At 72.8% G+C, this 14466-nt stretch carries 11 protein-coding genes; all 11 read left to right on the top strand.

What is annotated here, in order from left to right; genetic code table 11:
• Window positions 1-69 precede the first annotated feature (69 nt).
• The 11 genes from ACSBPG_RS05225 to ACSBPG_RS05175 all read left to right on the top strand — a co-directional run bounded on the left by ACSBPG_RS05225 (window position 70) and on the right by ACSBPG_RS05175 (window position 14462).
• Window positions 70-324, top strand: a complete 255-nt coding sequence (locus tag ACSBPG_RS05225) for a type II toxin-antitoxin system CcdA family antitoxin (protein ID WP_435536061.1) — start codon at window positions 70-72, stop codon at window positions 322-324.
• Window positions 324-620: a CcdB family protein gene (locus ACSBPG_RS05220; RefSeq protein ID WP_435536060.1), complete on the top strand. Its 297-nt coding sequence runs from the start codon at window positions 324-326 to the stop codon at window positions 618-620. The genes ACSBPG_RS05225 and ACSBPG_RS05220 overlap by 1 nt, the downstream gene beginning before the upstream one ends.
• Window positions 621-965: 345 nt before the next feature.
• Window positions 966-2846 carry a TssA family type VI secretion system protein gene (locus ACSBPG_RS05215; RefSeq protein ID WP_435536059.1) on the top strand — a complete coding sequence of 627 codons (1881 nt, stop codon included), beginning with the start codon at window positions 966-968 and terminating at the stop codon, window positions 2844-2846.
• A 92-nt stretch (window positions 2847-2938) separates the two neighbouring features.
• The gene (tssB, locus tag ACSBPG_RS05210; protein ID WP_435536058.1) at window positions 2939-3430 is read left to right on the top strand and encodes a type VI secretion system contractile sheath small subunit; all 492 of its coding nucleotides are present in this window, start codon (window positions 2939-2941) and stop codon (window positions 3428-3430) included.
• A 46-nt stretch (window positions 3431-3476) separates the two neighbouring features.
• Window positions 3477-4961 (top strand): type VI secretion system contractile sheath large subunit, encoded by a 1485-nt coding sequence (gene tssC, locus ACSBPG_RS05205; RefSeq protein ID WP_435536057.1) that lies wholly within the window; start codon window positions 3477-3479, stop codon window positions 4959-4961.
• 142 nt (window positions 4962-5103) lie between these two features.
• Window positions 5104-6918, top strand: coding sequence for a type VI secretion system contractile sheath domain-containing protein (locus ACSBPG_RS05200; protein WP_435536056.1), 1815 nt, complete (start codon window positions 5104-5106; stop codon window positions 6916-6918).
• Window positions 6919-6932: 14 nt separating this feature from the next.
• Window positions 6933-7340: a type VI secretion system baseplate subunit TssE gene (tssE, locus tag ACSBPG_RS05195; RefSeq protein ID WP_435536055.1), complete on the top strand. Its 408-nt coding sequence runs from the start codon at window positions 6933-6935 to the stop codon at window positions 7338-7340.
• Between the two features lie 16 nt (window positions 7341-7356).
• Window positions 7357-9096 carry a type VI secretion system baseplate subunit TssF gene (tssF, locus tag ACSBPG_RS05190; protein ID WP_435536054.1) on the top strand — a complete coding sequence of 580 codons (1740 nt, stop codon included), beginning with the start codon at window positions 7357-7359 and terminating at the stop codon, window positions 9094-9096.
• Window positions 9060-10112 (top strand): type VI secretion system baseplate subunit TssG, encoded by a 1053-nt coding sequence (tssG, locus tag ACSBPG_RS05185; RefSeq protein WP_435536053.1) that lies wholly within the window; start codon window positions 9060-9062, stop codon window positions 10110-10112. Before tssF ends, tssG begins: the two co-directional genes overlap by 37 nt.
• 26 nt (window positions 10113-10138) lie before the next feature.
• Complete coding sequence (gene tssH, locus ACSBPG_RS05180; RefSeq protein ID WP_435536052.1) at window positions 10139-12832, top strand: type VI secretion system ATPase TssH; 2694 nt, start codon at window positions 10139-10141, stop codon at window positions 12830-12832.
• A 55-nt stretch (window positions 12833-12887) separates the two neighbouring features.
• The gene (locus tag ACSBPG_RS05175) at window positions 12888-14462 is read left to right on the top strand and encodes a sigma 54-interacting transcriptional regulator (RefSeq protein WP_435536051.1); all 1575 of its coding nucleotides are present in this window, start codon (window positions 12888-12890) and stop codon (window positions 14460-14462) included.
• Window positions 14463-14466: the final 4 nt, after the last annotated feature.

Raw genomic sequence — 14466 nt, 5'->3', positions numbered from 1 at the left:
CGCCGAGCCCGACCCTTGACCGGCCCATGGTTGTGCGCATACTCAATGCGCATGGCCATGGAGAGTTCGATGCCTATCCCGCGCTCCGCGTTCGACGCCTCCGCCCCGAAACGGGCCACCAACGTCAGCCTCAACAGCGACCTGCTGGAGCAGGCGAAGGCCCTCGGCATCAACGTGTCGCGTGCGTGTGAGCGCGGTCTGGCGGACCAGATCGCCGAATTGCGCGACAAGCGCTGGCTGGAGGAGAACCGCGAAGCCCTGGAATCGTCCAACACCTATGTCGAGGCGTACGGACTTCCTCTGGCCAAGCATCGTCCCTATTGATGGCGCGCTTCGACGTTCACCGCCGCCTTGACGGTCCTGGCTACCTGCTCGACCTGCAGGCCAACATCCTGCGCGATCTCAACACCCGCATCGTCGCGCCGTTGCTGCCGCCGGACGCGGCGCCACGGCCCGCTGTCCGGCTCAATCCCGTCTTCACCATCGAGGGCCGGCCGCACGTCATGGTCACCCAGTTTGCCGGTGCGGTTCGGGTCTCGGAACTCGGCCCCTGCGTCGGCAGCCTCCTTTCGGAGGACACCGCCATCGTTGCGGCCCTGGATCTGCTGACCGGGGCCTGACGCGCGGTTCTGGGACCGCGTCGTCCCGGCGTCGCGAACCCCTTCGCCTCCGCGCTGCGGCGGACGAAGCGCCACGACCATCTTCCATTGCGGTGACAAGACTTTTCACACCAAGCGCCGGCACGGCTTTAACGTTTATTCAATGCCTGCGGTTTCGCCTTATGTCGGCCACCTCGCCGCTGCAGCGGTTACAATCTTGAAACCCCTCCCCAACCGTATGACGAAAAGAAAATGTTCGTCTAATTACACGAGTTTAATACCACGAGTGGGTTGCCGACTACCCTGTTGTGCGGTAATTTGCTCTCATATGAATAACCCGCACGGGCTAGAAGGCGAATTCCGGTCATGGACAGCCTCGAAAGGACGATGACCGTCGGCCGGACGCCGATCTCCCCGGAGGCGCCGGCCGGCGCCGACGCCAAGTACGAGCCGGGCTACGACCTCATCGTCGACGAGGTCAAGAAGATGGAGCAGGACGGGCCCGGCGCCGTCGACTGGGCGCTCGTGGTCGACGGCGGCTCCGACGTGCTGGCCAACCGCTCCAAGGACCTGCTGATCGCGGCGTACGTCGCGTACGGCCTGTACCGCCGCTCCGGCCTCGACGGGCTGGAATCCGGGCTGACCGTCGTGCGCGACATCGTCGCCACCTTCTGGGACGGCTTCTTCCCGCTGCCCCGGCGCATGCGCGGCCGCGTCGCGGCGCTGGAGTGGCTGTGCGAGAAGCTCGGCCCCGACATCGCCGTCCGCCTCGGTCCGGCGGCCGCGCAGGAGATGCGCTCGCCCCTGGTCGCCCGCTTCGGCGAGGGCGGCTCGGCGATCTTCGACCGCCTCGTCGACGAGGCCGCCGCGGCGCCGCCGTTGTCCGCCGGCGAGGCCGCCGCCGCCCGCCGCTGCCTGGAGCTGCTGCAGGAGGTCGCCACCCTGTGGGGGGAACGCGCCCCGCCCGACGGCCAGCCGTCGGTCCGCATGCTGCGCGCTCCGCTGGCCGCCTTCGACGCCGCAGCCGCCGAGGAGGAGCGCAAGGCCAAGGCCGCGGCGGAGCGTGCCGCCCGCGAGGCCGCCGCCAAGACGGCCGCCGAGAGCGCCCCGCCGCCGGCCGCCGCTCCCGCCGCTCCCCTTGCCGCTCCCCCTGCCGGGCCACCCCCCGCGGCGGCGCCCCAGGCCGTGGCCGCCAGCCCGGCTCCGGTCCCGGCTCCGGCGGCGGCCCCGGCTGCAATGGTGGCGGTGCCCGCGGTCGCCCCGGTGGCGGTGGCCGCCGGCGCGTCGGGCGAGCAGATCGACAGCGCGCTCGGCACCGTCGCCGGCAGCCTCAAGGCGCTCGCCAAGGTGCTGCTGGAGCAGCGCCTGTCGGACCCGCGCCCCTACCAGATGCTGCGCTTCGCGAGCTGGATCGTGCTGACCCAGCCGCCGCCCAGCCAGGGCGGCAAGACCCCGCTGATGAGCCCGCCGGCCGACCGCATCAAGCAGCTCCAGGACATGGTGCAGGCCGGCAATCCCCGCGACGCCGTCCCGGAGATCGAGAAGAGCTTCGGCAACGCGCTGTTCTGGCTGGATGCCCACCGCCTGACGGCGACGGCGCTGGCGGCGCTCGGGCCCGAGTTCGCGGCGGCGCGGGGCGCCGTGGTCGGCTCGCTGGGCGACCTGCTGCGCCGCTTCCCCACGCTGCCGGAGCTCAGCTTCGCCAACGGCGTCCCCTTCGCCGACCCGATGACCCGGAGCTGGATCCAGAGCGAGGTGCTGGCCGGCGGCGGCGGTGCCGGGGGCGGCGCCGAGCGGCCGGAATGGGAGGCGGCGCTCGCCGAGGCGCGCACGCTGGCGGCCGGCGGCAAGACGGCCGACGCCGCGGCGCTGCTGGCCGACGGCCGCCGCCGGGCCGACGGCGAGCGGGCGCGCTGCCACTGGGACCTGGCGCAGGCCCTGTTCTGCATCGAGCTCGGCCGCCACGCCGTCGCCACCGCCATCCTGGAGCATCTCGACGACGCCATCGACGCCCACGACCTCGAGCGCTGGGAGCCGCAGATGGTGGTCGACGCGGCCAGGCACCTGCTGGCCTGCTACGCCAAGACCGGCCCGGCCGCCGCGGCACCCGTCAACCCGAACCTGCCGCCCCCGCCGGCGGCGGCGCCGCGGCCCGAGGACGTGGCGCGGCGCGCCCGCGTCGCCAAGCTCACCGCGCGACTGGCGCGCCTCGACGTGGCGGAGGCCCTGTCGATTGCCGCCGCCTGACCCCGTTCCGCTCCGCCCCCATCCGGGCGGCGCCGTGATCCCTTTCCGTCCATCCGGCCCGTGCCGCCAACCACCAGGGAGTCCCCTCGGCCATGTCCAGTGAAAGCTCGGTCGCTCCGAAGGAGCGCGTCAACATCCGCTACCGCCCGGCCACCGGCGACGCCAAGGAGGAGGTCGAGCTGCCGCTCAAGCTGCTGATGCTGGGCGACTACACGCTGCGGCCGGACGACACCCCGCTGGAGGAGCGCCAGCGCATCAACGTCGACAAGGACAACTTCACCGACGTCATGCGCAGCCAGAACCTGGCGGTGACGACCTCGGTCAAGAACACGCTGGCCGGCGACGACAGCAACCTCTCGGTCTCGCTCAAGTTCGAGTCCCTGAAGGACTTCGAGCCGGAGCAGGTGGCCGAGCAGGTGCCCGAGCTGAAGACGCTCCTGGAGCTGCGCGAGGCGCTCAACGCGCTGCGCGGCCCGCTCGGCAACGTCCCCGCCTTCCGCAAGAAGATCGAGGCGCTGCTCGGCGACGAGGCGGCCCGCAGCAAGCTCCTCGACGAGCTGAAGCTGGCCACCGAGCCGAAATAACACGCGCCGCGCGCGGCCACCGAAGATACAGGACAGGGAAACGGTTATGTCCGACACCGAAGCGCTGCAGGCCGGCAATGCCGCCACCGCCGTCGAGGAAACCTCGCTGCTGGACGACATCCTGGCGGAGACCAAGCTCGCCCCGAAGGACGACGCCTACGGCGTCGCCAAGCGCGGCATCGAGGCCTTCCTGGGCGAGCTGCTGAAGAGCCCGAACAAGGGCGAGAAGGTCCACAAGGACCTGGTCGACGTGATGATCGCCGAGCTGGACAAGAAGATCGGCGACCAGCTCGACCAGATCCTCCACGACGAGCAGGTGCAGAAGCTGGAGTCCGCCTGGCGCGGCCTCAAGCTGGTGGTGGACCGCACCGACTTCCGCCAGAACATCAAGGTCGAGCTGCTCAACGTCTCGAAGGAGTCCCTGCTGGAGGACTTCGAGGACGCGCCCGAGGTGGTGAAGTCCGGCCTCTACCGGCACGTCTACACCGACGAGTTCGGCCAGTTCGGCGGCCAGCCCTTCGCCGCCATGATCGGCAACTACGACTTCGGCCCCGGCGCCCAGGACGTCAAGCTGCTGCAGTACGTGGCCAGCGTCGGCGCCATGAGTCACGCGCCCTTCATCGGCGCCACCGCGCCGGAGATGTTCGGCTGCAAGAGCTACGAGGAGCTGCCGCAGCTCAAGGACCTGTCCTCCATCTTCGACGGCCCGCAGTACGCCAAGTGGAAGTCCTTCCGCGAGTCCGACGACAGCCGCTACGTCGGCCTGACGGCGCCGCGCTTCCTGCTGCGCCTCCCCTACGGGGAGAAGTCGAACCCGGTCAAGTCCTTCAACTACAATGAAACCGTCGTCGGCAAGCACCAGTCCTACCTGTGGGGCAACACGGCCTTCGCCTTCGCCAGCAAGCTGACCGACAGCTTCGCCAAGTACCGCTGGTGCCCGAACGTCATCGGCCCGCAGTCGGGCGGCGCGGTGGAGGACCTGCCGCTCTACCAGTACGAGTCCATGGGGCAGATCGAGACCAAGTGCCCGACCGAGGTGATGGTCTCCGACCGCCGCGAGTACGAGATGGCCGAGCAGGGCTTCATCGCGCTGACCATGCGCAAGGGCTCCGACAACGCCGCCTTCTTCTCCGCCAACTCGGTGCAGAAGCCGAAGTTCTTCGGCAACTCGGCCGAGGGCAAGGAGGCCGAGCTGAACTACAAGCTCGGCACGCAGCTGCCCTACATGTTCATCATCAACCGCCTGGCCCACTACATCAAGGTCCTGCAGCGCGAGAACATCGGCAGCTGGAAGTCGGCGCCGGAGCTCCAGACCGAGCTGAACAACTGGATCAAGCAGTACGTCTCGGACCAGGAGAACCCGTCGGCCGACGTGCGCAGCCGGCGCCCGCTGCGCCAGGCCCTCATCGAGGTGTCCGACGTCGAGGGCGAGCCCGGCTGGTACCGCGTGAACATGGCCGTGCGTCCGCACTTCAAGTACATGGGCGCCGACTTCACGCTGACCCTGAAGGGCAAGCTCGACAAGGCGTGATCCCGCGGTCCGGCCGCCGAGGTTTCGGCGGCGTCCGGACCGGTCGCTCCGGGACGGCCGGCGGTGCCCCCGCGCCGGCCGTCCCGCACCCCTCCGTCGCGCCCGCGCCGCGCCGGCCGCCTTCCAGTGCAGGACCACCACCATGGCAGAGAACACCAGCGCCGGCAGCATCGGCCTGTCCTTCGGCCTGCGGCGCGACGACGCTTCCGACGCCGCGCCCGAGCTGCGGCCGGGGGTGGCCGGCAAGCCGACGCGGCTGGTCGCCCTGGCGGACTTCGGCGCGGGCCGTCCGTCCGAGGCCGCGCTCCCCGTCGACAAGGAGGGCTTCGCCGCCGCCTTCGCGACCCTCGACGTCCGCCTCACCCTGGCGGTGCCGGACCGCCTGTCCGGCGCGGCCGGCGGGGTGACGGTGGTCGAGGCGCCGGTGCGCGAGCTCGCCGATTTCCGCGCCGACCGCATCGCCGTCCGGGTGCCGGAGATCGCCGCCGCCGTCGCCCTGCGCGATGCCCTGACGGCGCTGTGCGGCGGCACCGGCACGCCCGCCGCGGTGGACGCGGCGGCCGGGGCGGTGGCCGGGCTCGCCGCCCTGGCGCCGGCGGTCGCCGCCTGGCGCGCCGCCGGGGCCGCACCGCCGGCGGCGTCCGCCGCGGCACCGTCGCCGGCCGCCCCGCCCCGGGGCGGCGACGCCCCGCCGGGCGGCGACGACCTGGATTCCCTGCTTTCCATGGTCGACACGCCGGCCGCGGCGCCCGTGCCGCAGCAGGCGCGCGCGGCGCTCGACGCCCTGGTGGGCGGGCTGGTGGGCGGCGGGCGCGCCGGCGCCGTGCCCGACGCCGCGCCGGCCCTCGCCCGCGTCGAGGCGGCGTTGGAGGAGCAGGTCGCCGCCGTCGCCGCCCTGCCGCGGCTGGCCGAGGTGGAGGCGGCGTGGCGCGGCCTGAAGCTGCTGGTGGACCGCGCCGACGCGCGCGCCGGGGTGCGCGTCGCCGTCGCCTCGGCGCCCAGGGAGGAGGTGGTCGACGCCTTCCGCCGCGTCGTCCGCCGGCCGGAGGAGAGCGGGCTGGTCGAGCCGCCGCTGACCCTGGCGGTTCTCGCCTACGAGTTCGACGGCTCGACCGCCGACCTCGACCGGCTGCAGGCGATCGCCGACGACGCCGACGCCATCCAGACCCCGGTCGTCGTCGGCGTCGGGCCGGCGCTGTTCGGCCTGTCCTCCATGGCCGATCTGGCGAGCCTGCGCGATCCCTTCTCGCGCCTCGACGGCAACGACCGCTGGAACGCCCTGCGCGCGCACGACGGCGCGCGCTGGCTGGTCGCCGCCCTCAACCGCATCCGCGTGCCGGCGCGCAGCCGCGACCGTCTGCCCGACCGTCTCGGCAGCCCGGCCTGGGCGCTGGCCGTGCTGGTCGCCCGCAGCGCCGCCGCCACCGGCTGGCCGACCGAGATCGCCGGCCCGCGGCACGCGCTCGAGGACCTTCCCGTCGGGCCGTCGGCCGGTGGCGGCGGCGTGGTGAGCGGCCTGGAGGTCCCGCTGTCGATCGCCCAGGCCGAGGGTTTCGCCGAGGCGGGTGTGCTGGCGCTGGCCGGCGGCCTCAACGAGGACCGGGCCGTCGTGGTCCGGGCGCCCACCGTGCACCGGCCGGTCCACGTCACGGGTGGGGACGCGGCGGAGGCGCGCATGCTGAGCAGCCTGCCCTACCAGCTTCTCGCCGCGGAGGTCGCCAAGTGGCTGTCCGGCCGGCTCGGCGAGGCGCTGGCCGGCGACGACGACACGGCGCGCGAGGAGCGGCTGGGCCGATTGCTCGCCCGACTGGTCGCCGACAGCGGGCCGGGGGCGGGCGTCGCCGCGCGGATCGTCGACGATCCCGACGCGCCCGGCGCCAAGCTGGCCCACATCGTCGTGCGCACCGGCGCCGCCGTGCTCGGCGGCCAGCGGCTCACCTTCGACGTGCCGGCCTGAGGGGGGAGGCGGCGATGGCGCGCGAATACGGGCTGCTGGAGCGGCTCGCCCGTCCCGAGCTGGCGGGGCGGCAGAGCCTGAAGACCGACGCCGGGGCGCTGACGGCGTCGGTGATGGAGAACCTGCGCAACCTGCTCAACACCCGGCGCGGCAGCTCGGCGATGCTGCCGGACTACGGCATGCCCGACTTCAACGACCTGGCGCTGCAGTTCCCCGACGCCATCGACGTCATCGCCCGCGAGCTCAAGGCGACGATCCGCGCCTACGAGCCGCGCCTGAAGAACCCCAAGATCAGCCACCTGCCGGACCCCGACAACCCGCTGGCGCTGTGCTACCGCATCGCCGCCGAGCTGACCGAGGACGGCCAGACCATGACCTTCGAGACCGTCCTCGGCGACGACGGCTTCGTGCGGCTGCGGTGAACGGGGGCGGCCGGCGATGACCTTCAACCGCTACTTCCAGGACGAGCTGTTCTACCTGCGCAGCCTCGGCGCGGAGTTCGCCCGGGAGAACCCCAACCTGGCGCCGTTCCTGGCGCGCGAGAGCAACGACCCCGACGTCGAGCGGCTGCTGGAGGGCTTCGCCTTCCTGTCCGGCCGGCTGCGCCAGAAGCTCGACGACGAGCTGCCGGAGGTCGCCCACTCCTTCGTCGACATGCTGTGGCCGCACCACCTGCGCCCGGTGCCGGCCATGTCGATCGTCCAGTTCACCCCGGTGCCCGGCGCCGTCTCGGGGGGCGAGACGATCGCCCGCGGCACCTATCTCGACGCCGCCCCCATCGACGGCACCGCCTGCCGCTTCCGCACCGTCTACCCCGTGCGGCTGATGCCGCTGTCGGTGGGCGAGCTGTCGATCTCCAGCACGGCGACGGCGTCGGAGCTGCACCTGCGCCTCGACCTGATGGAGGGGATGACCTGGGCGGCCGCCGGCGCCGACCGGCTGCGCCTCTACATCGACGCCGAGCGCGACCCGCTGATCGGCCGCACCCTCTACCTCTGGCTCAACCGGCAGGTGGCCGGGCTTCAGGCCGAGGTCGGCGGCACCACGGTCGCTCTGCCGCGCGGCCGGGTGGAGCCGGTGGGGCTCGCCGCCGACGACCTGCTGCTGCCGCAGGGCGCCACCTCGTTCCCCGGCTTCTCCCTGCTGCAGGACTATTTCGCCTTCCCCGGCAAGCTGATGTTCGTCGAGCTGGCGGGGCTGGAGCCGCTGGCCCGGGCGGGCGGGCGGTCGGCGGTGCTGCGGATCCGCTTCAACCGGCCGATGCCGGCGGAGGTGCGCACCCACCGCGGCCTGCTCGCCCCCAACTGCACGCCGGTGGTCAACCTGTTCGCCCGCGACGCCGACCCCATCCGCCTGGACGACACCAAGGTGGAGCACCGCCTGCGCGTCTCCGGCGCCGACCCGCGCCACTACGAGGTGTTCTCCATCGACCGGGTCGAGGGGCTGGCGCGCGGGCGCGGCGAGCGCATCCCCTATCCCGCCTTCGAGAGCCTGGCCGCCCACGCCGGCGGGCGCACCTACCACCGCCGCCGGCTGCGCGCCTCGACCACCGACCGCCAGGTCGACACCTGGATCAGCTTCGTCGATTCCGGCGACCGGCCGGCGACGCCGGACGCCGAGGTGGTGGCGGTCGCCGTCACCTGCTCCAACGGCGCGCTCGGCGCGCTGGTGCCGGTCGGCGGCATCAGCCGGCCGACCAGCAGCGCGCCGACCTACGCCACCTTCCGCAACATCGCACCCTGCACCCAGAGCTATCCGCCGCCGGTGGAGCGGGGCCTGCTGTGGCGGCTGATCTCGGCGGTGTCGCTCAACCACCTGTCGCTGACCCGCATCGACGCCCTGCGCGCGGTGCTGGCGATCCACGACCGGCCGGCGATCTTCGACGCCCGCGCCCGCGACCGCCAGGAGCTGATGCTGGGCGGCATCCAGGCGGTGACGGCGGAGCCGCGCCACTGGCTGGTGCGCGGCATCCCGGTCCGCCTCGTCGACGTCACCCTGACGGTGGCCGAGAGCCGCTTCGGCGGGCTCGGCGAGGTCTTCCTGTTCGGCTCGGTCTACGACCGCTTCCTCACCGAGTACGCCAGCATCAACGCCATGCACCGCCTGACGGTGCGGGCCGTCGAGAGCAACACGGAGTTCCAATGGACGCCGACGTCCGGACAGCACCCGATGCTCTGACGGCCGCGGCGGCGCCCGCCGCCCTGGCCGAGGAGCCCGAGCGCTTCGCCTTCTTCCAGGCGGTGCGCCTGCTGGAGCGCGCCCTGCCCGCGGCGGCGCCGGTCGGCGGGCTGGGTCCGGCCGAGGAGGAGGGCGTGCGCTTCCGCGCCGCCGCCACCCTGGGCTTTCCCACCGCCGACGTGCTGGCGCTGGAGGCGGGCCGCCACGCCGGCGGCGACGACCCGCTGTGGCGCATGACGGTCAGCTTCCTCGGCCTCTACGGGCCGGCGTCGCCGCTGCCGCCGCACTACACCGAGAACCTGCTGCGCGGCGGCGAGGACGAGGCGCAGAACGTCCTCGACTTCCTCGACCTCTTCAACCACCGCTTCGTCGCGCTGTTCTACCGCGCCTGGCTGAAGTACCGCCACGCCCTGCGCTACGAGCCGGGGGCGACCGACGAGCCGTCGCGCCAGCTCCTGGCGCTCGCCGGCCTGGGCGATCCGGCGGTGCGCGCCGACGACGGCCTGGACTGGCCGCGGCTGCTGCCGCTGGTCGGGCTGCTGGCGCTGCGGCGGCGCTCCGCCGCCACCGCCGAGCGCATCCTCGCCGCCTATTTCGAGGGCGTGCCGGTGCGCATCGAGCAGTGGGTGCCGCGGCGCGCCCCGGTGCTGCGCGAGCAGCAGGCCTGCCTCGGCCGGCACGCCTGCACGCTCGGCGCCGACACGGTCGCCGGGCGCAGCGTGCGCGATCTCTGCGGCCGCTTCCGCGTGGTGCTGGGGCCGCTCGACCGCGCCACCTTCGACTCCTTCCTGCCGGGCACGCCGCGCCACGGCGCGCTGTGCCGCCTGATCCGCCTCGTCGCCGACGACCACCTCACCGCCGACGTCGCCCTGGTGCTCGACCGCGGGGAGGCGCCGGAGGCGCGCCTCGGCAGCCGCGTCAACGGGCGGCTCGGCCTCGGCACCTGGCTCGGCCCGCCCGGCGCCGACCCGACCGTCGTCGTCTCCGGCGACGACGCCCCGCCCCGATCCCACTGAAGACCCAGCGCACCAGCGAGGATGGCATGATCAACGTCGAACTGAAGCCGCTTCTCGGCCGTCTCAACCGTCCGTCCAAGCAGGCGCTGGAAGGGGCCGCCGGGGCGTGCGTGTCGCGCGGTCATTACGAGGTGACCATCGAGCACATGCTCGCCCGCCTGGTCGAGGACCCCCAGGGCGACGTCGCCCTGATCCTGCGCCACTTCGGCGCCGACCCCGCGCGCTTCCAGCGCAGCGTCGAGGCGGGCCTGGAGCGGCTGAAGGCCGGCAACGGCGGCAAGCCGGTGTTCTCGCCGCTGCTGGTGGAGTGGTTCGCCGACGCCTGGCTGCTCGCCTCCATCGAGCTGCGCCTGGCCGAGCTGCGTTCGGGCGTGCTGCTGCTGGCGCTGCTCGCCAACCCGCGCTACGGCAGCGGCCCGCACATGGACGAGCTGGCGGGGATCGCGCCGGCCGACCTGAAGAAGGCCTTCTTCGACGCCACCGCCGGCTCGCGCGAGGAGACGGTGGTGATGACCGGGGAGCGCCAGGGCCCGGCCGCCGGCGCCGCGGCGGCCGGGCCGGCGGCGGATTCCGCGCTCGCCCGCTTCACCATCAACTTCACCGAGCGCGCCCGCAAGGGCGAGATCGACCCGGTGTTCTGCCGCGACGCCGAGATCCGCCAGATCGTCGACATCCTCGGCCGGCGCCGCAAGAACAACCCGATCGCCGTCGGCGAGCCCGGCGTCGGCAAGACCGCGGTGGTCGAGGGGCTGGCCCTCAAGATCGTCGAGGGCGACGTGCCCGACTTCCTCAAGGGGGTCGAGCTGCTCAGCCTCGACATGGGCCTGCTGCAGGCCGGCGCCGGCGTGAAGGGCGAGTTCGAGAACCGCCTGAAGGGGGTGATCGACGAGATCAAGGGCTCGCCCAAGCCGCTCGTCATCTTCATCGACGAGGCGCACACCCTGATCGGCGCCGGCGGCCAGGCCGGCGGCAGCGACGCCGCCAACCTGCTGAAGCCGGCGCTGGCGCGCGGCGAGCTGCGCACGGTCGCCGCCACCACCTGGTCGGAGTACAAGAAGTACTTCGAGAAGGACCCGGCGCTGGCCCGGCGCTTCCAGCTCGTCAAGCTGGACGAGCCGTCGCCCGACCAGGCCGTCACCATCATCCGCGGCCTGCGCGACAGCTTCGAGAAGGCGCACGGCGTGCTGATCCGCGACGACGCCGTGGTGGCGGCGGCGCGCCTGGCGGCCCGCTACATCACCGGCCGCCAGCTTCCCGACAAGGCGGTCGACGTGCTCGACACCGCGGCGGCGCGGGTCAAGCTGGCGCTCAGCAACAAGCCCGCCCCCATCGACGACCGCGAGCGCCGCATCCGCGAGCTCCGCCGCGAGCTCGACGCCATCGCCCGCGACGTGGCGGCCGGCACCGCCGTGGAGGATCTGGCGACCCGCAGCGCCGAGCTGGAGGGCAACATCGCCGGCCTGGAGCGGGAGCTGGCCGACCTCAATGTCCGCTGGGAGAACGAGAAGGCGGCCGTCGCCCGCATCCTCGAGCTGCGCCGCAAGCTCGGTCTCGACGTCGCGGCCAAGAAGGCCGCCGCCGGACCGGCCGCCGCCGAACCGGCCGCCGAGGCGGCGGCGGAGGACACGCCGGAGGCGCTGCAGGCGGCGCTCAATGAGGCCAAGGCGGAGCTGGCGCGGGTGCAGGACCGCCACGGCCTGATCGACTACGAGGTGACGCCGGTCGCCGTCTCCAAGGTGATCGCCGACTGGACCGGCATCCCGGTCGGCAGCATGGTCAAGGACGAGGCCCAGACCGTCCTCGGCTTCAAGGACCACATGCTGGCCAACGTCAAGGGCCAGGACCACGCCATCGAGGTGATCGACCAGGGGCTGCGCGCCGCCAAGGCCGGCCTCAACACCCCGACGGCGCCGATGGGCGTGTTCCTGCTGGTCGGCCCGTCCGGCGTCGGCAAGACCGAGACGGCGACCCGGGTGGCCGAGCTGATGTTCGGCGGCGAGCGCTTCATGGTCACCGTCAACATGTCGGAGTTCCAGGAGAAGGCCTCGGTCAGCCGCCTCATCGGTTCGGCGCCGGGCTACGTCGGCTACGGCGAGGGCGGCCAGCTCACCGAGGCGGTGCGCCAGCGGCCCTATTCGGTGGTCCTGCTCGACGAGTGCGAGAAGGCCGACCTGGAGGTGATGAACCTCTTCTACCAGGTCTTCGACAAGGGCACCCTCAACGACGGCGAAGGCCGCGAGATCGACTTCAAGAACACCATCATGTTCCTGACCTCGAACCTGGCGACCGAGGCGATCACCGAGCTCGGCCTGCGCGAGCCGCGCCCCACCGCCGACGAGATCGCCGAGGCGGTGCGGCCGATCCTGTCGCGCCACTTCAAGCCGGCGCTGCTCGCCCGCATGTCGATCGTCCCCTACTTCCCGCTGCGCGGCGCGGCGCTGGGCGGCATCGTCCGCCTGAAGCTCGACAAGCTGGGCAAGCGGCTGGCCTCGGCGCACCGCATCGCCTTCAGCTACTCCGGCGCGGTGGTCCAGCAGGTCGTCGACCGCTGCACCGAGGTCGAGACGGGGGCCCGCAACATCGACTTCATCATCAACCGCACGCTGCTGCCGCAGGTGTCGACGGCGCTGCTGGAGCGCCTGTCGGAGGAGCGGCTGCCCTCGGCCCTGGAGCTGGAGCTCGACGCCTCCGGCGGCTTCCAGTTCGTCTTCCGTGACTGAGGCCGCGGGCGGGGCCGAGACGGCGGGACGGCGCGTCATGAACGGGACGGGGACGATGGCGACGTTGAATGCCCTTCTGGAGGTGGGTTCGACCTTGTCGCAGGAGCAGAGCCTGCCGGAGCTGCTCCACCGCGTCGTCGGCACCTTGTGCCGGCTGACCGACGGGGCGGCCGGCATCGTCTACCTGCTCGACCGCATGAAGCAGCACCTCGTGCCCAAGGCCGCCGTCGTCGACGGCGAGCCGCACACCACCGTGCCCTTCGCCCCGATCCCGCTCTACCTCGGCGACCAGCGCAACGACGCCCAGGTCGCCGCCCACACGGTGTTCCTCGGCCGGGCGGTGACCCTGGGCGACGTCTCGGCCTACACCGGCTTCCGCCTCGAGCCGATCCCGCTGCTCGGCCGGCTGGCGGGGGAGCGGGGGGTGCCGCTGCTGGCGGTGCCGCTGCTCGGCCGGCAGGGCCAGTCGGTCGGCGCCATGGTGCTGTTCGGCGAGCCGGGCGGCGCCGGCGCCTTCGGCGAGGAGCGCCAGCTCCTCGCCCGGGCGCTGGCCGGGCAGGCGGCGCTCGCCGTCGACAACGCCCAGCTCCTGGCCGACAAGCAGAGCCTGGTCAGCGCGCTGAGCCGCTCCAACGAGGAGCTGGAGCAGGAGAACCGCCGGCTGCGCCGCGTCGCCGAGCGCAGCGTCAGCATCCGCACCCTGATCGCCGCCAGCCCGCAGATGCGCGAGGTGATGGCGCTGGTCGACCGCCTGCGCGACGCCGACGTCACCGTGCTGATCCAGGGCGAGACCGGCACCGGCAAGGAGGTGGTGGCCAACGCGCTGCACCGCTCCGGCCACCGCCACGACCGGCCGTTCATCGTGCAGAACTGCGCGGCGATGCCCGAACACCTCTTGGAGAGCGAGTTCTTCGGCCACAAGCGCGGCGCCTTCACCGGCGCCACCGAGAACAAGGTCGGCCTGTTCGAGGCGGCCAACGGCGGCACCCTGTTCCTCGACGAGATCGGCGACATGCCGCTGGGCCTGCAGTCGAAGATCCTGCGCGTCCTGCAGGAGCGCGAGGTGCGCCCGCTCGGCTCGCTGGAGAGCCGCCGGATCGACGTGCGGGTGATCGCCGCCACCAACTGCGACCTGCGCGGCATGATCGGCGACGGCCGCTTCCGCGAGGACCTCTACTACCGGCTCTCCGTCTTCCCGATCCGCATCCCGCCGCTGCGCGAACGGCCCGAGGACGTGCCGGACCTGCTGTTCCACTTCCTCAAGGTGTTCTCCGGGCGCTACCAGAAGAGCGTCGCCGGCTTCGCGCCGCCGGCCTACGAGGCGCTGCTGCGCTACCGCTTCCCCGGCAACGTCCGCGAGCTCTGCAACATCGTCGAGCGCGCCGTGCTGCTGGCCGATCCCACCGGCATGATCGGTCCGGCGCACCTGCCGGCCGACCTGCTGGACGGGGTGGCGCCGGTGCTGCCCGTGGCGGCCGGCCAGTCCTTGAAGGAGCAGGTGCAGCGCTACGAGGCGGCGCTGATCGCCCAGCGCCTCAACGAGCTGGGAGGCAACCAGAGCCGCACCGCCCGCGAGCTCGGCATCTCGCGCCGGGCGCTGATCGACAAAGTCTCCCGCTACAACCTGTGACCGC

The organism is Azospirillum sp. ST 5-10, from assembly GCF_051225715.1.
GTDB lineage: Bacteria > Pseudomonadota > Alphaproteobacteria > Azospirillales > Azospirillaceae > Azospirillum.
This window is presented reverse-complemented; position numbering and strand designations above follow the sequence as displayed.